The sequence below is a fragment of the Streptomyces sp. NPDC030814 genome (genome assembly GCF_055572155.1).
This window is the reverse complement of sequence record NZ_JBVIDX010000026.1, coordinates 59205-76510: the sequence shown is the minus strand read 5'-3', so window position 1 is coordinate 76510 and position 17306 is coordinate 59205. Positions and strand designations below refer to the sequence as shown.

The following is a 17306-nucleotide window of genomic DNA, read 5'->3' as shown; positions in this document are numbered from 1 at the left end:
ATTGAAGGAGCACAGATCATGACGCGCAGCCCTGACCTCAGCACCGCTCCTTGGCGCAAGTCGTCCTACAGCGACGGCGGTGCCTCGAACTGCCTCGAAGTCGCAGACGGCCACCCTGGCATAGTCCCCGTCCGTGACAGCAAGCTCCCCGACGGCCCGGTGGTCGTCTTCGGCGTGACCTCGTGGACCGCTTTCCTTCCGTTCCTCAGGACTCGCTGACGTTCATCAAGCGCCTTCTGGAGGAGTGCAGACCATGAACCGGACCCCCGACCTCACTGCCGCCACCTGGCGCAAGTCGTCGTACAGCGACGGGGGTGCCAACAACTGCCTCGAAGTCGCAGACGGCCGCCCCGGCACAGTCCCCGTCCGTGACAGCAAGAGCCCGCACGCTCGTCCCCTGGTCTTCTCGGCCGCTTCCTGGGCCTGCTTCGTGGACGGCGTCAAAGTCGGCCCGGCCTGGTGAAGGTCTGAGGGCGGGGCGCCCCCGGCCCTACACCCCCGCGTCCAGCACATCCGTCGTACCGTCCAGGAGGAACCTCCGGTAGCCGCCCTCGCCGAACAGCTCGCCGATCTCCATTCCGGGGAACTCGACGGGGCGTTCGCGGCCTTCCAGGGCGACCCGTACGCGCCACCGTTCGCCCTGGTGCTCTACGAGGACATCGGCCCACTCCCGTGTGGGCGCGTCCACCCCGCGCAGCTCCGGTCCGCCCTCGGGCCCATACTCGCGGAACGAGTACAGAAACGGCAGTTCGCCGACCAGGTAAGCGAGATGGGCCCACGAGGGGGAGCCCAGCAGTACGGCTCCCCCCGACCCCGACCCCGACCCCGCCCCCGGCCCGCTCGGCTCGGCGGCGGCTTCCTCGGCGGGCTCCTCTTCCGGCTCCGGCGCGAACGTGCCGCCGGGCGCCCGGACCAGCGGCCGGGGGTCCGCCTCGGGTTCCTGTCGGAAGGAGCACGTACGCGACGCCACGTCCACACTCCTCAGCTCAAGCCCCTTCGGACCGGCCTCGAAGGCCAACTCGGCGACGTGGCTCAGGAACGCGCCGACCTCGGCGTCCCGGAGGTTCCGCTCGGCGGCCTCGGCCGACGACCCCGCTTCCGGTTCGCCGAGCGGCTCGTACGAGAAGACGTACCGCGACGTCTCCCCGGGTGCCCCGCGCTTTCCGTGCTCGTGGGGTTCCCCGTGCCTGCTCATCCGTGGTCCTCCCGAGGTCGTCCCGAACAGGGCGACGCCGCCCCGGACATCACACGATGCCCGAAGCGGCGCACAGGCTGTCGACCGACTCACCCAAATCCGCGACGGCTACGAAGCCAGGGTCAGGGCGCCCTTGACGCTCTTCACCGGCTGGTACGTGAACACGTAGCGCTCTCCGTCCCGCGCCGTGCCGGAGTTCATGGCCTGCACGTCGGCCGCCGCGCTCTTCGGGATCTTGAACTTGGTGTTCACCCAGGTCGGGCACTTCAGGGTCTTCTTGGTGTCGTAGCAGAACGACGTCACCGCGCCGAAGTACGCGAAGCGGGGGCCCTCACCTACCGGCGTCGCCGTCTCGTCCGTGACCAGGATCATCTTGCGCCGGTCCACGATCTTGCAGCTGCCGGACTTGCACTTGATGTGGTGGGCGAACCCGGTGAGGCCATAACGCCGGTTCCCCTGCGGGTCGATGTTGGGCGACTTGGCCAGCCAGCCGATGATGCCGTACTTGGTGATGTTGTGACGCTTCTTGATCTTGGTCCAGCCGAAGCCGACCATTTTTCCCTTGCTGTTGCGGTAGTACTCACCCTGCCGCAGCGGCAACGTCCGTGTCTTCGACCGTGAGTAGTCGAACTCCTTCAGGATCTTCAGCTTCGACGAGCCCTTCGCCGCCACGGCGTCCGTCGCGTCCTGTCCCGGCATCGCCTGCGCCGGCCCGGTCCCGGCCAGCAGCGCCGCGGTCACTACGCCGGTGGCGACCAGCTTGATCTTCTGCATCGTCCCTCACAGCGATCGTCCCCGTTGGATCCCCCGGTGGGGCAGGGGAAGGACGACCACCGTACGAAGCCCGACACAAACGTCTCTATTGTCTCTTCGGGTACTGCCCTCCAGGGCTGTGCCTCTCCGAACACCGGTGACGTCGACTTCGGCCTCGTAGCCGGTGTCATCCCGTGGGCTCCGGCGGAGGCGTAGCCGCCCCCGGCAGCCGAACCGTCGCCAGCGTGCCGCCGCCCACCGCTCGGGTCAGGGTGACCTCGCCGCCCGCCTGCTGGACCGTGCGGGCCACGATGGAGAGGCCCAGGCCGGAGCCGGGGAGCGCCCTCGCGCTGGGTGAGCGCCAGAAGCGGTCGAAGACGTGGGGCAGTTCGTCGGCGGGGATACCGGGGCCGTGGTCCCGGACGGTGAGGACGCCGGACTCCAGCGCCACCTCGATCGTGCCGCCCTCGGGGCTGAACTTCACCGCGTTGTCCAGGATGTTGACCGTCGCCCGCTCCAGGGCGGAGGGCTCGGAGCGTACGTACCAGGGCTGGAGGTCCGCCGTGATCGTCAGCTCGGGGCCCCGCAGCCGGGCCCGGCGCAATGCGGCCTCGACCGTCTCCTGGAAGTCGACCACCTGGAGGCGGGCGCCGTTCTGACCGGAGTCGGAGCGTGACAGCTCCTGCAAGTCGCCTATCAATGAGGCCAGTTCGGTCATCTGGGCCTTCACCGAGGCGAGCAGGGCCTTGCGGTCCTCGGCCGGGATGGGGCGGCCCGTCTCCTCACTGCGGGTGAGGAGTTCGATGTTGGTGCGCAGGGAGGTGAGGGGCGTACGGAGTTCGTGGCCCGCGTCCGCGATCAACTGCTGTTGCAGATCACGGGAGCTGGCCAGCGCGCTCGTCATCGAGTTGAAGGAACGCGACAGCCGGGCGACCTCGTCCTCGCTGTCGTCCTCGACGGGGATGCGGATGCCCAGGTCCTCGGTGCGCGCGACGTGCTCGACGGCTTCCGTGAGCTTGTCGACGGGGCGCAGACCCGCACGGGCCACGGCCAGACCGGCCGCCCCGGCGCCCACGACGCCGATGCCGGAGACCAGGAGGAGGATCAGGGCGAGGTCGTTGAGGGTGGCCTGGGTGCCCTTGAGGGGCAGCGCGACGAGCAGCGCCGCGTTGGACACCTCTCCGGTGACCTGGTCGGTGACGGTGACCGGCGCGCTCATGACACGTACGTCGTTCCCCTCCGAGTCGGTGCTGTTGTGGAAGACGGCCCGGGTGCGTTCCTCTGCCCTGACGACCTCCTTGTCCGTCTCGGTGACATCCAGCGTGCCGACGGAGAAGTCGAGGACACAGGGGGTTCCGTCCTCCAGCACCACCTGGAAGTAGGTGTTCTGGGGGCCGAAGCGGTTGTTCTCGGGAGGGCTCTGCGTGCAACTCTGGAACGCGCTCTTGGCCTGGTCGCGCACCATGCGCATGTCCATCGTCTTGCTGAGCTCGGCGTCCAACTGGTCGTACAACTTCCCCTGCACGATGAACCAGCAGGTCACCGACACCGCTGCCACCGCGAACGCCACCGCCGCGGCCACCAGCATCGCCAGCCGGGCCCGGAGCGGGAGCGACCGGTACCGGCGCAGAACCTTCTTCACTCCGCGCCGCCTTGTCGCAGGACGTACCCCACGCCCCGCACCGTGTGGACGAGGCGGGGCTCGCCGCCCGCCTCCGTCTTGCGGCGCAGATACATGACGTACACGTCGAGGGAGTTGGAGCTGGGCTCGAAGTCGAAGCCCCAGACGGCCTTGAGGATCTGCTCGCGGGTGAGGACCTGGCGCGGGTGCGCCATGAACATCTCCAGCAGCGTGAACTCCGTACGGGTCAGCTCCACCGGCCGGTCGCCCCGCCGCACCTCACGGGTCGCCAGATCCATGCGCAGGTCCGCGAACGCGAGCGCCTCGTCCTCCTGGACCGTCTCCGCGACGGCCGCCGCGTACGAACTGCGGCGCAGCAGGGCGCGGACCCGGGCGAAGAGCTCGTCCAGCTCGAAGGGCTTGACCAGGTAGTCGTCGGCGCCCGCGTCGAGGCCGGTGACACGGTCGCCGACGGTGTCACGGGCCGTCAGCATCAGGACGGGGGTCGTGTCGCCCGCGCCGCGGATCCGGCGGGCGGCGGTCAGGCCGTCCATGCGGGGCATCTGGATGTCGAGGATCACCAGGTCCGGCTTGTACACGGTCGCCTTCTCCAGGGCGTCCGCGCCGTCGACCGCGACCTTCGTGTCGTACCCCTCGAAGGCGAGGCTGCGCTGGAGTGCTTCGCGTACCGCCGGCTCGTCGTCGACGATGAGGATGCGCTGGGGGTCACGGTCGCCTTCGGCGGGGCTCATGGTCGTGTCGTTCCTCGGGTGCGGTGGGAGGGGAAGAGGGAGAGGGAGAGGGAGCGAGAAGTGGCCGATCCGGACTCAGCCTCGCACGTTCCAGGGCCTCAGGATGGGCAGGGCTGTGGATAAGTCGAGCTTCAGCCGATCATCCGACAGTCGTACGGCGGTGGGCGCGGGCCGCCGCGGTCACCGAGCTGCGTCGGGTGCCTGTGGCGCGGGCGACGGACCGGACCTCGGGAGCCCGCGTGACCGGTGCGTGCAGCCCGGCGGCCACCGCGAGGGCGAGGCCCAGTCCGGCGGGACCTGCTCCGGCGTGGCTGACGGCGGCCGGGACGTCGTGCGAAACCTGCTTGATCATGTCGACCTCCAGGTCGGAGAAGAGCCGGGCTTGATCGCGGGGGAAGGCCGTGTTCCGGGCCGCTGCCCGTCAGGCGGTCGCCTCGATGGCCGTCGGCCCGAGCGGGGGGATGCCGAGGCGCTTCGGCCGAGCCGTCGGTCCGAGCCGGCCGTTCGAGCCGTCAGTCCGAGCCGCCCGCCCGCAGGGTGCTCAGGTCGGACTTGACCGTGTTGATCGGGATGGCGAAGCCGAGGCCCGCGCTGCCGGCGTCGCCCGACGAGGACGCGGAATACATCGCGGAGTTGATGCCGATGATGTTGCCGTTCATGTCGATGAGGGCGCCGCCGGAGTTGCCCGGGTTGAGGGACGCGTCGGTCTGGATCGCCTTGTACGTGGTCGTCGAGGAACCGGTGTCGCCGTTGAACTCCTGGCCGCCGAACTCGAACGGCCACCCGCCGCCACCGCCCTGCTGCCGTTGCTGCTGGCCCTCGTCCGTGGACACCGTCACGTCACGGGCGAGCGCGGAGACGATGCCGCTGGTCACCGTGCCGGTGAGCCCCTCGGGGGAGCCGATCGCCACGACCTGGTCGCCGACCTTGACCCCGTCGCTGTTGCCCAGGGTCGCCGCCTTCAGCCCGGAGGCGTCCCGCAGCTTGATGAGCGCGAGGTCCTTCCTGCTGTCGGTGCCGACGATCTCGGCGGCGTACGTCTTGCCGTTGTGGGTCGTCACCTTGATCTGGGAGGCACCGGAGACCACGTGGTTGTTGGTGATGATCTCGCCGGTGCTGGTGATGATCACACCGGAGCCCGTGGACTCACCCGCGTTCGAGCCGGCGTTGATCTCCACGATGCTCGGGCTGACCGCCGAGGCGACCCCGGAGACCGTGCCCTTCTCGCTGGTCGGCACCACACCCGTGCTGGTCGAACTGGAGGCGACGGTGTCGTTGCCGGTCAACTCCTGGATCCCGTACGCCGTACCGCCACCGATCGCCGCCGCGACGATCGCCACGGCCGCCACCAGCGCGAGGGGGCCCTTGGCACGCTTCTTCGACGCGGCCGTGGGAGCCGCGGCGGAGGAGACCGGCTCGGAGGGGAGAGCGGTCGGGGCGGACCCGTGGCTGGAGGAGCCGTACCCGGGCTGCCCGGCGGAGCCGTACTCGGTCGAGTGAGCCGAGACGGCAGAAGCCTGCGGGGCCGGATCGTAGGCCGGCGGGGGCGGCCACTCCGGGTTCACCGGAGAGGTGCCGTGCTGCTGCTGGTCACCCTGGCAGGGGTTCTCGTGGTCGCCGCTGCGGCGGAAGCTCTCGGTCATGGCTCAGAGCTTGGCCCGCCACCATGAGAGCTCCCTGAGTGCTCCCTGAGAAGCCCGGCAGAACCTCGTATGCCCCATATAAAGGCGCCCGGCCCCGGTCGGTCGCACGGGAGACAGAGGGGTGCGCCGTGGTGATGCGGACGGCGACCAGTACAACGCACCGTTCTGGGTCCCGCGCGCCCTGAACTCCCCAGGCGGCGCTCGTGAGTGCGTCGGGCGCGTCTCTCCTGGGAGACTTCGTCATGACCTCATCACGTACCAGGGCGTTGTTCACCGTCTGCGCTGCCGCAGCATTGCCCGTGCTGCTTGCCGCATGCACACCCGGCGGTGGTGACGGTGCGGCCGATCCCACGCCGCCCCGGCGCTCCGGCGCCGCGACCGCCGTCGGCCCCTCGTACAAGGAACTCGCCGAACGGGCACGGTCCGCACTGGCTGCCTTCCAGGGCGGAACCATGGTGGAGGCCGGGCTGGAGAGGGTGACCGACGGAGTGCACACCGAACCTCTCCTGGACGTCGGCAAGCCGTACCGGATCAACGTGGTGTGCGTGGGTCAGGGCAGCGCGCGGCTGGCCTTCACACCCGCCAGTTCCGGTGAGAAGGCCGCGGTTCCGTGCGACGGGTCCGTCGTCCATCAACGCGTCACCGGCGACAAGCCGCTCCGCATCGACGTCGAAGGCGACAAAGGGGCGACCGGCATGATCGCCTGGCGGCTCGACCGCGTCTGACAGCCACGTAGGCGTCTTCTCAGGGGCGCGGGGACGGGGTGTGCTGCGAAACGAGGCCGCTGCTTCCTTTCAGGGACGCGCGGAACCGCGCGACCGGCCACGACGAACCCGCGGCCGACAACGCATCCCAGCCCCGACGGCGCCGGCCCCGCCCACAACGCCTCGCGCTACACGCACCCGCACGACCGCCGAGTGACCAGCTTCGACGGGAACAGCTTCACCCGTTCCCGGCGGGAGCCCGCCACCCGCAACCCGTCGTCGAGGACGAGATCCACCGCGGCGCGGGCCATCCCCGTGCGGTCCGTCGCGACCGTGGTCAGCGGCGGGTCGGTCAGCGCCGCTTCCTTGACGTCGTCGAAGCCGGCGACCGCCAGCTCGCCGGGCACCTCGATGCGCAGCTCGCGCGCGGCGCGCAGGACGCCGATGGCCTGGTCGTCGGTGGAGCAGAAGATCGCCGGGGGACGGTCCGGGCCGGAGAGCAGGTCGAGGGCCACGGTGTACGCGTCGTAGCGGTTGTAGGGGGCCTCGAAGAGCCGTCCCTCCGTGGAGATGCCGGCCTCCTCCATCGCACGGCGCCAGCCCTCGACGTGGTCGGAGACGGGGTCGCCGACCAGGGGCGTCTCGGCGATGCCACCCATACAGGCGACGTACTCGTGTCCGTGCGACAGCAGATGCTCCACGGCGAGCTGGGCGCCGCCGAGGTCGTCGGTCACCACGGCGACGTCGTCGATCGCCTCGGGCCGCTCGTGCAGCAGCACCACGCGCGCGTCCCAGGCCTCTATCTCGGCGGCAGCATTGTCATTGAGCGCATGGCTGACCAGGATCAGCCCGGAGACACGCATCCCGAGGAACGCCCGCAGATAGTGGACCTCGCGCTCCGCGATGTAGTCGGAGTTCCCGACGAGGACCATCTTGCCGCGCTCGGCGGCCGCCTGTTCGACCGCGTGTGCCATCTCGCCGAAGAAGGGCTGCCGGGCGTCCGGGACGATCAGGCCTATCAGCTCGGTGCGCCGCGATGCCATCGCCTGGGCGACCCGGTCGGGCCGGTACCCCAGCTCCTTGATCGCGGCGAGGACACGCTCGCGCGTGGCCGGGGCGACCGGCCGGGGTCCGTTGTTGATGACGTAGCTGACGACGGCGGTGGAAGTTCCCGCCAGTCGCGCCACATCATCCCGAGTCACCTTGGCCACGCGCGGAGTCTACGCGGATGGACCGCCCCTGGGCAGGGCGTACGGGGGCTCGTCTGCGCCAGAGCTGTGCGTCCGTCGTGCGCCGAGGACAGGATGGGGCCGCGCACTACGCCTCGGCCGTGACCTCGGTGGCCCCCAGGGGCGCCGTCTCGTCCGCATCCTCCGCCTTTGAGTGCTCGGCCTTGGCCTTCGCCTCGTCGGTCGTACGCTCGCCCTTCTCGGGCGTAACGAATCGATAACCGACGTTCCGGACCGTGCCGATCAGCGACTCGTGCTCGGGGCCGAGTTTGGCGCGCAGCCGCCGTACGTGGACGTCGACGGTGCGCGTACCGCCGAAGTAGTCGTAGCCCCAGACCTCCTGCAGCAGCTGGGCGCGGGTGAAGACGCGGCCGGGGTGCTGGGCGAGGTACTTGAGGAGCTCGAACTCCTTGAACGTGAGGTCGAGGACACGCCCCTTGAGCTTGGCGGAGTACGTCGCCTCGTCGACCGACAGGTCGCCGTTGCGGATCTCCATGGGGGAGTCGTCGTTGACGATCTGCTGCCGGCCCATGGCGAGCCGCAGCCGTGCCTCCACCTCGGCGGGGCCTGCGGTGTCGAGCAGGACGTCGTCGATGCCCCAGTCGGCGGTGACGGCGGCGAGACCGCCCTCCGTGACGACGAGGATGAGCGGGCAGCCGGGCCCGGTGGAACGCAGCAGCTGGCACAGGCTGCGGACCTGCGGGAGGTCCCGGCGGCCATCGATGAGGATCACGTCGGCACCCGGGGTGTCGACGAGGGCCGGGCCTTCCGCCGGGGCCACGCGCACGTTGTGCAGCAGCAGGCCGAGAGCCGGAAGCACCTCCGTCGACGGCTGGAGGGCATTGGTCAGGAGCAGCAGAGAACTCATATGTCTGGTTCCTCCTCGGTCCCTGCGAGGACGTTTACGGCACTGCGAACTGCACTGCGGAACTTCACAGCGATTTGCTCTGCGTTCCCGGGGCCCCGTACACCCGCGGTCACCTGGTGTTTCCCGCTTCGTATACAACGCTTCCGAAAGCACAAAAGGACCCGGGGGCTACGTTGCCCGAGTCCTCTGTCCAGCAGAATAGCCCACATGAGCGCTGGTCCGGCAGATGATGTGACGCGATCTTCCGGTATCCCGGACTCTGAGACGGGGGAGGGAACCGCTTCGCGACCGCCGACGAGCCCTTTACGCAGGTTTCTGAGCACGGAAGACGGGGTGAATATCGAGGTCGTATACGACCCGGGCACCGTCGTATACAACGCTTCTCACTCTCTCTCCGACGACACGGGAAAGCCACTCGGAAGCCATCCGGCGATCGTCGTCGCGCACGGTTTCACCGGCAACGTGGATCGGCCGCATGTTCGAAGGGTGGTCTCGGCTCTCACCCGGTACGGCTCCGTCGTGACCTTCTCCTTCCGCGGCCACGGTCGGTCCGGCGGCCACTCCACGGTGGGCGACCGCGAGGTCCTCGACCTGGCGGCGGCCGTCCGCTGGGCCCGCGAGCTGGGGCACGAGCGCGTCGCCACGGTCGGTTTCTCCATGGGCGGCTCGGTCGTCCTGCGCCACGCGGCCCTGCCGGACGCCGGCACCGACGCGGTCGTCTCGGTCAGCGCGCCCGCCCGCTGGTACTACCGGGGCACGGCTCCCATGCGCCGTCTCCACTGGCTGGTCACCCGCCCCGCGGGCCGCCTCGTCGGCCGCTACGGCTTCCGCACCCGCATCCACCACCGCGTGGGGGCACCTCCCGCGGCTTTCGGGCAGTGGGGGAGGAATCCCGTACCGCCCTCCCCGGTGGAGTCGGTTCCCCTGATCGCCCCGACGCCCCTGCTGATCGTCCACGGAGACAGGGACGGGTACTTCCCCATCGACCACCCCCGGATGCTCGCTGAGGCCGCGGGCAGCCACGCGGAACTGTGGCTGGAGGAGGGGATGGGTCACGCGGAGCACGCGGCCACCGGGGAGTTGCTGGACCGGATGGGGACCTGGGTGGTGGAGAAGGGGCTGGGCGGCACGATGCGCCCACGGTTTCTCCACGGCGCCGACTCCCCCGTAGCCTGATCCTGTCCCGACTAACCAAGAGGAACGCAGATGCCAAAGGGCACTGTCCGCTACTGGGCCGCGGCCAAAGCCGCCGCCGGCATCTCCGAGGAGCCCTACGACGCGGACACCCTCGCCGAAGCACTCGGCGAGATCCGCGAGCGTCACCCCGGCGAACTCGTCCGTGTGCTGCGGCGATGCTCGTTCCTCGTCGACGGGAACCCCGTGGGCACCCGTGAACATGAGACGGTACGTCTGGCCGAGGGCGGCACGGTCGAGGTGCTCCCGCCGTTCGCAGGAGGGTGACCCCCAGATTATGAGCAACCAGCCGTACGGGTACGAGGGCCATCAGGGACACCCCGGCTACGACGCCCACCAGCAGCCGGAGCAGCAGTACCAGGCGCAGCAGCAGCCGCCGTACGCGGCGCAGCCGCAGTGGCAGGGGTACGAGGAGGGCCAGGCCGCCCACGCGCAGCAGTACACGCAGCAGTGGGAGGGCCAGACCTGGGAGACCCAGACGCAGCCGAAGGCCGCCCCGGCCGCGGCGAACCTGACGGACACGGCGTACCTGCCCCCGCAGACGGACGGCCGCCCCGCGCAGTACGCCCCGGACCACCAGCCCGGAGCGCAGGCCCAGGCACACCCGTACGGGCAGGCCCCTGCGCACCCGCAGGGGCAGGCTCCGGTGCCCCCGTACGCCGCTCAGCCCCACGTGCAGGCGCCGGTGGCCCCGCACGCCCAGACCCAGGGCGTCGACCCGGCCGGTCCCGGCGGGGCCGAACCCGCTTACGGGCCCCCGACGCTCACCGGGAACGCGCGGATCACCGACGCGCAGCGGGCGCGGGCCGAGGGGCGGTCGCCGATCATCGAGCCGGGGATGCAGCCGGCGCTGATCACGGCCGTACTGGGACTGCTGCTGGCGGGCGCGGCGGCGATCGGGGAGTACGCCCTCGCCGTACCGCTGGTGATACTTCAGGCCGTGACGGCGGCGGGCTGGTTCCGGCTGAACGGCATGTGGCCGGCCCGGCAGGGCATCGTGCTGGCGTTCGCGGGTGCGCTCGTGGCGGACGCGGCGCTGTTCGTGGCCGGGCGGGAGCACGCGCCCGCGGCCATCCTGGGGACGCTCGGGGTGTGGGTGCTGCTCGGGATCGTGCTCGGGCTGCGGAGCCACGCGGATCCCGACGAGCGGCTGTACGGGCTGATGGCGACGGTCGCCTCGGCGGCGCTGGCGATCATCGCGACCGGGTATCTGGCGGCGGTCGCGGACGCGGTCACGGTCGGCGGGGTCGCGGTGGCGGCGGCCGTGGTGGTGCGGGCGTTGCCGTTGCCCACGGCGGCGTCGGTGGTGGTGGCGCTGCTGGCGGCGGGCGGTGCGGGGGTCGTGGTCGGCGGGATCGGCGATCTCGGTGGCTCCGGCGCGTGGTTGGGGGCGGGGGCCGGGCTGTGCGCGCTGGTCGGACACCGGGTCGCCAGCTACGACTACCCCTCCCGCTTCGTGCACTTCACGGCGGGGGTGGCGCTGCCGCTGGCCGCGGCGGCGCCGGCGGTCTATCTGCTGGGGCGGGCGCTGGTCTGAGCGTCGAGCGCCTGGTGGCTCGGGGCGGGTTCGTTGGCGGCTGCGGGGCCGGTGTGGTTTCTCGCGCAGTTCCCGCGCCCCTGCGGGTCTGCACCCCGTGCTTTTCGGGGGCGCGGGGAACCGCGCGACCAGCCCCCGCCCACCCGCACCCGAAACCCGGTCCCCGTGCGGAGGACCCTGTCACAGGTGATCAACAACGTTCAGGAACTCACCCCTGGTTGTCGCGGCCGCGATTACCCTCGCCCGAAGCGGCCACTCTGGTCGTGGAGACGGGCGGGCCGCCGACAGGACAACGTGGGGAACACCGAGACATGCGCGCACTGCGGATACTTGTGATCGTCGCCGTGATCCTGGGCGGCCTCTTCGTGGTCGCGGACCGCGTGGCCGTCGGGTTCGCCGAGGACGAGGTCGCTCAGAAGCTGAAGAGCAGCGAGGGTCTGACCGTCACCCCGGACGTGTCCATCAACGGCTTCCCGTTCCTCACCCAGGTCGCGGGCGGCGAACTGGACGACGTCGAGGTCGGCATCTCGGACTACGAGGCCACCACCGGCGACTCCGACGAGAGCATCCGTATCGCGGACCTCACGGCGCACATGCGCGGCGTGAAGTTCTCCGGGGACTACAGCTCCGCCACGGCCGCCTCCGCCACCGGCACCGCGACCATCGCGTACGACGAACTCCTCAAGGCCGCAAAGTCCGAGCCCACCCGGGTCGCCCCCGGCACCACGGCCCGCGTGGTCGGTCTCTCCGACGGCGGCAACGGCAAGATCAAGGTCGCGATCGAGGCCGACATCCCGGTCCTCGGCAAGAAGACGTTCCCCGTACTGAGCACCGTGGGCGTCAAGGGCGACACCGTGGAGGTGCGCGCCGAGTCGCTGCCCGACCTCGGAGCCGAGCTGGCCGAGAACGCGGTCCGCTCGATCACCGACTTCCAGCAGGCCATCGACGACCTGCCGGGCGGCATCAAGCTCGACAAGGTGGAGGCCGCCTCCGACGGGGTGGAGATCACCGTGCGGGGTTCGAACATCCGGCTGGCCGGGTAGGACGACGGACGGCCTTCCCCCTACCCGTGGCGTCCGAAAGGCGAGACGCCGCTGTCCGTACCGTAGATGGGCGGGCTGCCGCCCCGGCCCGACGGTCCCTCGCGCACCGTCGCCCGACGAACTCATCCCACAATCCGGACGATCGCGTCTCAGAATGCGACATGCCGGTGACATGCCCGCCTGTCCGTCCCTACGATCGACAACTATGAAGCGACAGGCGGATCTCACGAAGCGGCGGGCAGTAGACCTGTGCCGCGTCGCCGCCATGCTCTGTCGCACTTTCTGAGCGGCAGCCCTCGGCCGGCCGCTTGTCCCCCCTTCGCTCTGCCCCGCAGGGCACACATTTGTGCGCGCCCGGCCACACCGCCGGCAGACGCTTCGCACGCCCCGCCGCAACTGCCCCGGAGGAGAAAGAACATGAGCCGCAGCGACGTCCTCGTCGACGCCGACTGGGTCGAGGCCAACCTCGACAACCCGAGCATCGCCGTCGTCGAAGTCGACGAGGACACAACCGCGTACGAGAAGAACCACATCAGGAACGCGATCCGGATCGACTGGACCAAGGACCTCCAGGACCCGGTTCGCCGTGACTTCATCGACCAGGAGGGCTTCGAGAAGCTCCTGTCGGAGAAGGGCATCGCCAACGACACCACGGTGATCCTCTACGGCGGCAACAACAACTGGTTCGCGTCCTACGCCTACTGGTACTTCAAGCTGTACGGCCACGAGGACGTCAAGCTGCTCGACGGTGGCCGCAAGAAGTGGGAGCTCGACGCCCGCGAGCTGGTCGACGAGGTGCCCGTGCGCCCGGCGACCGAGTACAAGGCCAAGCCGCAGAACACCGCGATCCGCGCCTTCCGCGACGACGTCGTCGCCGCGATCGGTTCGCAGAACCTGGTCGACGTGCGCTCGCCCGACGAGTTCTCCGGCAAGCTGCTCGCCCCGGCCCACCTGCCGCAGGAGCAGTCGCAGCGTCCGGGCCACGTCCCGTCCGCCCGCAACATCCCGTGGTCGAAGAACGCCAACGACGACGGCACCTTCAAGTCGGACGAGGAGCTCAAGGCGCTCTACGCCGAGGAGCAGGTGGACCTCGCCAAGGACACCATCGCCTACTGCCGCATCGGTGAGCGCTCCGCGCTGACCTGGTTCGTCCTGCACGAGCTGCTCGGTGTCGAGAACGTCAAGAACTACGACGGCTCCTGGACCGAGTACGGCAGCCTGGTCGGCGTTCCGATCGAGCTCGGCGCCAACAAGTAAGCACCCCCAGCAAGCGCACACCCCCGTTCATCCCGACCGGCCTTCCTTCCGGTCAGACCCTTTCTGGAGAAAGACATGTGTGGAGCGAAGGCCGGCGGCCCGGACGCCTCGACGATCAAGCCCGGTGAGACCACGATCCAGGGTCAGGTGACCCGCGATGGCGAGCCGGTGACGGGCTACGTCCGTCTGCTGGACTCGACCGGCGAGTTCACGGCGGAGGTCCCCACCTCCGCGACGGGCCAGTTCCGCTTCTACGCGGCCGAGGGCACCTGGACCGTCCGCGCCCTGGTCCCCGGCGGCACCGCCGACCGCACGGTCGTCGTCGCCGAGAAGGGCGCGCTCGCCGAGGTCGCCATCGCCGTCTGAGGCACACCGTGAACGGCCGAAGGGCCGCGCCCCCCGGGTTGGACGCCTGGGGCGCGGCCCTTCGGCATGCCCGCCCGTCCGTCCTACCCTGGAGACATGTACGCCCGGCGGCGCCACCGCTACTTCGTCATGATGGGGACGTGCCTCACGCTCTTCGTCCTGGCCTGGGGAGTCGTACGTCTCTGGTCGGTCCCCGTCGCGGTCGGCATGTGCCTGGTCGCCATGGTCATCCCGCCGCTGGCCGCCGTCGTCGCCAACCGGCGTGGGCCCGACGACCGCTGGTGGGACGACCCGTCCGGCGACCCCCAGTCCGACGAGTGGTGGGACGAACTGGACGGCAAGAAGCGCCCCGGACGACAGCCCTGACCGCCCGCGCGAGGCGACCTCCGGCGGGCCGTCGTCTCAGTAGACGAGCGCCTGGGTGTCGTCCGCCAGCGTCTCCTGCACGAAGACCTGCGCGCCCGCGATCCGTACGCCCTTGAGGACGTCCTGCTCGGTGATGTCGCGCCGCGCGGCGCACTGGGTGCACAGGGTGAGGCGACCGCCGGCCAGGATCGAGTCGATCAGGTCCCGCAGCGGCGCCGCGTGCGGCAGCTCGAACTCGGCGGCCCGCCCCGGCAGCGCGAACCACGCCGACTCACCGGTCAGCCACAGGGAGACCTCCACCCCGCTGGCCACGGCCACCGCGGCCACCGTGAAGGCCTGGGAGCAGCGCTCGGGAGCGTCGGCCCCCGCCGTCACCTTGATCACGAGCTTCTTCGCCATGCCCGCAGCGTAGTCCGCCGCCCGGCCGGGGGGCCCGCCGACCGGGCGGCGGAACCACACGGACCTCACGGACCGTCCCCGGACCGGGCCGCGTAAGCTGGGGGCCGGCCCTGTGTAGTACCGAACCTTCGCTCATTTCGAGGAGCACCCCGTGGAACTCTTCTTCGAACTCCTGCTGGTCGCGGTCTGCGTCGGCGTTCTCGCCTTCACCGGACTGGCTGTGAAGAAGCTGTACCAGGGCCAGCGCTGACCGACCACCCCAGGAACCGCCACTCATGATCGAGATCCCGTCCGACCTGCACAAGGACCTCGTCCCCCTCGCCTTCCTGCTCGGGAACTGGTCCGGTGCGGGCGTCCACGACTTCCCCGGTGCCGAGAAGTGCAACTTCGGCCAGGAGGTCTCCTTCACCCACGACGGCCGGGACTTCCTCGCGTACCACTCCCACACCTGGGTGCTGGACAACGAGGGCAACAAGGTCCGGCCGCTGGAGTCCGAGTCCGGTTTCTGGCGGATCGACGCCGACCGCAAGGTCGAGGTCACCATGGTCCGCAACGACGGCGTCGTCGAGGTCTGGTACGGCGAGCTGGCCGACAAGAAGCCCCAGATCGACCTGGTCACCGACGCCGTGGCCCGGACCGCCGCCTCCGGCCCCTACACCGGCGGCAAGCGGCTGTACGGCTGTGTGAACAGCGACCTCATGTGGGTCGGCGAGAAGCAGACCCCCGAAGTCGAGCTGCGCCCCTACATGTCCGCCCACCTGAAGAAGGTCGTCACTCCGGAGGACGTCGAGCGCTGGGCCAAGGCCCTCCCCGATGACATGCCGGACGACGGCATCGCCTTCTTCAAGTAGTCACTAGACTTTCCAGTGTGGTGAGCACCGACTGGAAGACTGATCTGCGGCAGCGCGGTTACCGCCTGACCCCGCAGCGGCAGCTTGTGCTCGAAGCCGTGGACACCCTGGAGCACGCGACCCCCGACGACATCCTCGCGGAAGTGAGGAAGACGGCGTCGGGGGTCAACATTTCCACGGTCTACCGGACCCTGGAGCTCCTGGAGGAGCTCGGGCTGGTCAGTCACGCCCATCTGGGGCACGGCGCGCCGACGTACCACCTGGCCGACCGGCACCACCACATCCATCTGGTGTGCCGGGACTGCACCACGGTGATCGAGGCCGACGTCTCGGTGGCGGCCGAGTTCACGGAGAAGCTGCGCGCGACGTTCGGCTTCGACACGGACATGAAGCACTTCGCGATCTTCGGCCGCTGCGAGGACTGCTCGGCGAAGGCCGCGAAGGCCGCGCAGACCGGGAAGAGCGAGAAGACCGCGCAGCCGGGCGGCGGTGGTGGGGCGGGCCGGAGCACCCCGGACGACCTGAAAGATTCAAGTACCGAGTCGTAGGCTTAGTCATATGAAAAGCCCTCTGCTGTCCCTGCCCGGCGCCGTCCCCGCGGAGGGCGTGGACGAAGGTGTCGCCGCCCACTACGGCGATCTGTTCCGCGAACAGCGCGCCCTCGCCGACGGCACCGGATTCGTCGACCTCTCCCACCGGGGCGTCGTCACCGTCACCGGCCAGGACCGGCTCAGCTGGCTGCATCTGCTGCTCACCCAGCACGTCAGCGAACTCCCCACCGGCCAGGCCACCGAGGCCCTCATCCTCTCCGCCAACGGCCACATCGAACACGCCCTGTACCTCGTGGACGACGGAGAGACGGTCTGGGCCCACGTGGAGCCCGGCACCCAGGAGACGCTGCTCGGGTACCTGGAGTCGATGAAGTTCTTCTACCGGGTGGAGGTCGCCGACCGGACGGGCGACTTCGCGGTCGTCCATCTGCCCGCCGGTTCGATCACCGAGGTCCCGGAGGGCGTCGTCGTCCGCGAGACGCCGTACGGCCGTGATCTGTTCCTCCCGCGGACGGACCTGGAGACGTACGCCGAGAAGGCCGGCCCGGCGGCGGGCCTGCTGGCGTACGAGGCGCTGCGCGTCGAGCACCACCGGCCCCGCCTCGGCTTCGAGACCGACCACCGCACCATTCCGCACGAGCTGGGCTGGATCGGCTCGGCGGTGCACCTCCAGAAGGGCTGCTACCGGGGTCAGGAGACCGTCGCCCGTGTGCAGAACCTGGGGAAGCCGCCGCGGCGGCTGGTCTTCCTCCACCTCGACGGCAGCGAGGTGCATCTGCCGCCCCCCGGCACGGACATCCGGCTCGCCGACGACGGTCCCGAGGGCCGCAAGCTCGGCTTCATCACGACGTCGGTACGCCACCACGAGCTGGGCCCGGTCGCCCTGGCCCTGGTGAAGCGGAACGTCCCGGTGGACGCGCGGCTCCTGGCGGACACGACGGCGGCGGCCCAGGAAGTGATCGTCGAGCCGTAGGCCG

At 70.1% G+C, this 17306-nt stretch carries 22 protein-coding genes; 13 read left to right on the top strand and 9 right to left on the bottom strand.

Annotation, left to right across the window (positions count from 1 at the left end; all coding sequences use genetic code 11):
* Positions 1-18 precede the first annotated feature (18 nt).
* Together ACZ43N_RS35315 and ACZ43N_RS35310 are read left to right on the top strand one after the other, a co-directional pair.
* Positions 19-219, top strand: coding sequence for a DUF397 domain-containing protein (locus ACZ43N_RS35315; RefSeq protein ID WP_468103131.1), 201 nt, complete (start codon positions 19-21; stop codon positions 217-219).
* Between the two features lie 34 nt (positions 220-253).
* Positions 254-463: a DUF397 domain-containing protein gene (locus ACZ43N_RS35310; RefSeq protein ID WP_468103130.1), complete on the top strand. Its 210-nt coding sequence runs from the start codon at positions 254-256 to the stop codon at positions 461-463.
* A 27-nt stretch (positions 464-490) separates the two neighbouring features.
* Here the strand turns inward: ACZ43N_RS35310 and ACZ43N_RS35305 are convergent, their stop codons facing one another.
* The 6 genes from ACZ43N_RS35305 to ACZ43N_RS35280 all read right to left on the bottom strand — a co-directional run bounded on the left by ACZ43N_RS35305 (position 491) and on the right by ACZ43N_RS35280 (position 5964).
* Complete coding sequence (locus ACZ43N_RS35305; protein WP_468103129.1) at positions 491-1195, bottom strand: hypothetical protein; 705 nt, start codon at positions 1193-1195, stop codon at positions 491-493.
* A 108-nt stretch (positions 1196-1303) separates the two neighbouring features.
* On the bottom strand, positions 1304-1969 hold the full coding sequence (locus ACZ43N_RS35300; protein WP_468103128.1) for a hypothetical protein: 666 nt from the start codon (positions 1967-1969) through the stop codon (positions 1304-1306).
* 166 nt (positions 1970-2135) lie between these two features.
* On the bottom strand, positions 2136-3590 hold the full coding sequence (locus ACZ43N_RS35295; RefSeq protein WP_468103127.1) for a sensor histidine kinase: 1455 nt from the start codon (positions 3588-3590) through the stop codon (positions 2136-2138).
* Positions 3587-4321 carry a response regulator transcription factor gene (locus ACZ43N_RS35290; protein WP_468103126.1) on the bottom strand — a complete coding sequence of 245 codons (735 nt, stop codon included), beginning with the start codon at positions 4319-4321 and terminating at the stop codon, positions 3587-3589. Before ACZ43N_RS35290 ends, ACZ43N_RS35295 begins: the two co-directional genes overlap by 4 nt.
* Positions 4322-4460: 139 nt before the next feature.
* A complete protein-coding gene (locus ACZ43N_RS35285; protein WP_468103125.1) occupies positions 4461-4673 on the bottom strand; it encodes a hypothetical protein in 213 nt (70 codons plus the stop codon).
* A 160-nt stretch (positions 4674-4833) separates the two neighbouring features.
* Positions 4834-5964, bottom strand: coding sequence for a S1C family serine protease (locus ACZ43N_RS35280; protein ID WP_468103124.1), 1131 nt, complete (start codon positions 5962-5964; stop codon positions 4834-4836).
* Positions 5965-6206: 242 nt separating this feature from the next.
* Between ACZ43N_RS35280 and ACZ43N_RS35275 the strand changes: the two genes are divergently transcribed.
* Positions 6207-6689 (top strand): hypothetical protein, encoded by a 483-nt coding sequence (locus ACZ43N_RS35275; protein ID WP_468103123.1) that lies wholly within the window; start codon positions 6207-6209, stop codon positions 6687-6689.
* Positions 6690-6856: 167 nt separating this feature from the next.
* On the opposite strand, the gene ACZ43N_RS35270 is transcribed toward ACZ43N_RS35275, so the two are convergent.
* Both ACZ43N_RS35270 and ACZ43N_RS35265 read right to left on the bottom strand, forming a co-directional pair.
* Positions 6857-7879: a LacI family DNA-binding transcriptional regulator gene (locus ACZ43N_RS35270; protein ID WP_468103122.1), complete on the bottom strand. Its 1023-nt coding sequence runs from the start codon at positions 7877-7879 to the stop codon at positions 6857-6859.
* Between the two features lie 106 nt (positions 7880-7985).
* Positions 7986-8765: a response regulator transcription factor gene (locus ACZ43N_RS35265; protein ID WP_468103121.1), complete on the bottom strand. Its 780-nt coding sequence runs from the start codon at positions 8763-8765 to the stop codon at positions 7986-7988.
* A 207-nt stretch (positions 8766-8972) separates the two neighbouring features.
* Here ACZ43N_RS35265 and ACZ43N_RS35260 point away from each other — a divergent pair, with 207 nt between their 5' ends.
* From ACZ43N_RS35260 to ACZ43N_RS35230, 7 genes are all read left to right on the top strand, one after another.
* The gene (locus ACZ43N_RS35260; protein WP_468103120.1) at positions 8973-9941 is read left to right on the top strand and encodes an alpha/beta hydrolase; all 969 of its coding nucleotides are present in this window, start codon (positions 8973-8975) and stop codon (positions 9939-9941) included.
* Between the two features lie 30 nt (positions 9942-9971).
* Positions 9972-10226 (top strand): MoaD/ThiS family protein, encoded by a 255-nt coding sequence (locus tag ACZ43N_RS35255; RefSeq protein ID WP_055513200.1) that lies wholly within the window; start codon positions 9972-9974, stop codon positions 10224-10226.
* A gap of 10 nt (positions 10227-10236) precedes the next feature.
* On the top strand, positions 10237-11496 hold the full coding sequence (locus tag ACZ43N_RS35250; protein ID WP_468103119.1) for a hypothetical protein: 1260 nt from the start codon (positions 10237-10239) through the stop codon (positions 11494-11496).
* A gap of 311 nt (positions 11497-11807) precedes the next feature.
* Positions 11808-12539, top strand: a complete 732-nt coding sequence (locus ACZ43N_RS35245; RefSeq protein ID WP_468103118.1) for an LmeA family phospholipid-binding protein — start codon at positions 11808-11810, stop codon at positions 12537-12539.
* Between the two features lie 417 nt (positions 12540-12956).
* Positions 12957-13796: a sulfurtransferase gene (locus ACZ43N_RS35240; protein WP_468103117.1), complete on the top strand. Its 840-nt coding sequence runs from the start codon at positions 12957-12959 to the stop codon at positions 13794-13796.
* A gap of 75 nt (positions 13797-13871) precedes the next feature.
* The gene (locus ACZ43N_RS35235) at positions 13872-14162 is read left to right on the top strand and encodes a DUF1416 domain-containing protein (RefSeq protein ID WP_043502058.1); all 291 of its coding nucleotides are present in this window, start codon (positions 13872-13874) and stop codon (positions 14160-14162) included.
* A gap of 96 nt (positions 14163-14258) precedes the next feature.
* Positions 14259-14528, top strand: coding sequence for a DUF3099 domain-containing protein (locus tag ACZ43N_RS35230; RefSeq protein WP_468103116.1), 270 nt, complete (start codon positions 14259-14261; stop codon positions 14526-14528).
* A 36-nt stretch (positions 14529-14564) separates the two neighbouring features.
* Here the strand turns inward: ACZ43N_RS35230 and ACZ43N_RS35225 are convergent, their stop codons facing one another.
* Positions 14565-14927 (bottom strand): DsrE family protein, encoded by a 363-nt coding sequence (locus ACZ43N_RS35225; protein WP_468103115.1) that lies wholly within the window; start codon positions 14925-14927, stop codon positions 14565-14567.
* A 275-nt stretch (positions 14928-15202) separates the two neighbouring features.
* Here ACZ43N_RS35225 and ACZ43N_RS35220 point away from each other — a divergent pair, with 275 nt between their 5' ends.
* The 3 genes from ACZ43N_RS35220 to ygfZ are packed head-to-tail and all read left to right on the top strand — an operon-like array spanning position 15203 to position 17302.
* The gene (locus ACZ43N_RS35220; RefSeq protein WP_468103114.1) at positions 15203-15778 is read left to right on the top strand and encodes a heme-binding beta-barrel domain-containing protein; all 576 of its coding nucleotides are present in this window, start codon (positions 15203-15205) and stop codon (positions 15776-15778) included.
* A gap of 17 nt (positions 15779-15795) precedes the next feature.
* Positions 15796-16326 carry a Fur family transcriptional regulator gene (locus ACZ43N_RS35215; protein WP_468103113.1) on the top strand — a complete coding sequence of 177 codons (531 nt, stop codon included), beginning with the start codon at positions 15796-15798 and terminating at the stop codon, positions 16324-16326.
* 10 nt (positions 16327-16336) lie between these two features.
* Complete coding sequence (gene ygfZ, locus ACZ43N_RS35210) at positions 16337-17302, top strand: CAF17-like 4Fe-4S cluster assembly/insertion protein YgfZ (RefSeq protein ID WP_468103112.1); 966 nt, start codon at positions 16337-16339, stop codon at positions 17300-17302.
* The last annotated feature ends 4 nt before the right edge of the window (positions 17303-17306 follow it).

What these genes read in the sequence shown, in the direction of transcription:
- ACZ43N_RS35315 (WP_468103131.1), top strand. Translation starts at nt 19, where the DNA reads ATGACGCGCAGCCCTGACCTCAGCACCGCTCCTTGGCGCAAGTCGTCC.
- ACZ43N_RS35310 (WP_468103130.1), top strand. Translation starts at nt 254, where the DNA reads ATGAACCGGACCCCCGACCTCACTGCCGCCACCTGGCGCAAGTCGTCG.
- ACZ43N_RS35305 (WP_468103129.1), bottom strand. Translation starts at nt 1,195, where the DNA reads ATGAGCAGGCACGGGGAACCCCACGAGCACGGAAAGCGCGGGGCACCC.
- ACZ43N_RS35300 (WP_468103128.1), bottom strand. Translation starts at nt 1,969, where the DNA reads ATGCAGAAGATCAAGCTGGTCGCCACCGGCGTAGTGACCGCGGCGCTG.
- ACZ43N_RS35290 (WP_468103126.1), bottom strand. Translation starts at nt 4,321, where the DNA reads ATGAGCCCCGCCGAAGGCGACCGTGACCCCCAGCGCATCCTCATCGTC.
- ACZ43N_RS35285 (WP_468103125.1), bottom strand. Translation starts at nt 4,673, where the DNA reads ATGATCAAGCAGGTTTCGCACGACGTCCCGGCCGCCGTCAGCCACGCC.
- ACZ43N_RS35280 (WP_468103124.1), bottom strand. Translation starts at nt 5,964, where the DNA reads ATGACCGAGAGCTTCCGCCGCAGCGGCGACCACGAGAACCCCTGCCAG.
- ACZ43N_RS35275 (WP_468103123.1), top strand. Translation starts at nt 6,207, where the DNA reads ATGACCTCATCACGTACCAGGGCGTTGTTCACCGTCTGCGCTGCCGCA.
- ACZ43N_RS35265 (WP_468103121.1), bottom strand. Translation starts at nt 8,765, where the DNA reads ATGAGTTCTCTGCTGCTCCTGACCAATGCCCTCCAGCCGTCGACGGAG.
- ACZ43N_RS35260 (WP_468103120.1), top strand. Translation starts at nt 8,973, where the DNA reads ATGAGCGCTGGTCCGGCAGATGATGTGACGCGATCTTCCGGTATCCCG.
- ACZ43N_RS35255 (WP_055513200.1), top strand. Translation starts at nt 9,972, where the DNA reads ATGCCAAAGGGCACTGTCCGCTACTGGGCCGCGGCCAAAGCCGCCGCC.
- ACZ43N_RS35250 (WP_468103119.1), top strand. Translation starts at nt 10,237, where the DNA reads ATGAGCAACCAGCCGTACGGGTACGAGGGCCATCAGGGACACCCCGGC.
- ACZ43N_RS35245 (WP_468103118.1), top strand. Translation starts at nt 11,808, where the DNA reads ATGCGCGCACTGCGGATACTTGTGATCGTCGCCGTGATCCTGGGCGGC.
- ACZ43N_RS35240 (WP_468103117.1), top strand. Translation starts at nt 12,957, where the DNA reads ATGAGCCGCAGCGACGTCCTCGTCGACGCCGACTGGGTCGAGGCCAAC.
- ACZ43N_RS35235 (WP_043502058.1), top strand. Translation starts at nt 13,872, where the DNA reads ATGTGTGGAGCGAAGGCCGGCGGCCCGGACGCCTCGACGATCAAGCCC.
- ACZ43N_RS35230 (WP_468103116.1), top strand. Translation starts at nt 14,259, where the DNA reads ATGTACGCCCGGCGGCGCCACCGCTACTTCGTCATGATGGGGACGTGC.
- ACZ43N_RS35225 (WP_468103115.1), bottom strand. Translation starts at nt 14,927, where the DNA reads ATGGCGAAGAAGCTCGTGATCAAGGTGACGGCGGGGGCCGACGCTCCC.
- ACZ43N_RS35220 (WP_468103114.1), top strand. Translation starts at nt 15,203, where the DNA reads ATGATCGAGATCCCGTCCGACCTGCACAAGGACCTCGTCCCCCTCGCC.
- ygfZ (WP_468103112.1), top strand. Translation starts at nt 16,337, where the DNA reads ATGAAAAGCCCTCTGCTGTCCCTGCCCGGCGCCGTCCCCGCGGAGGGC.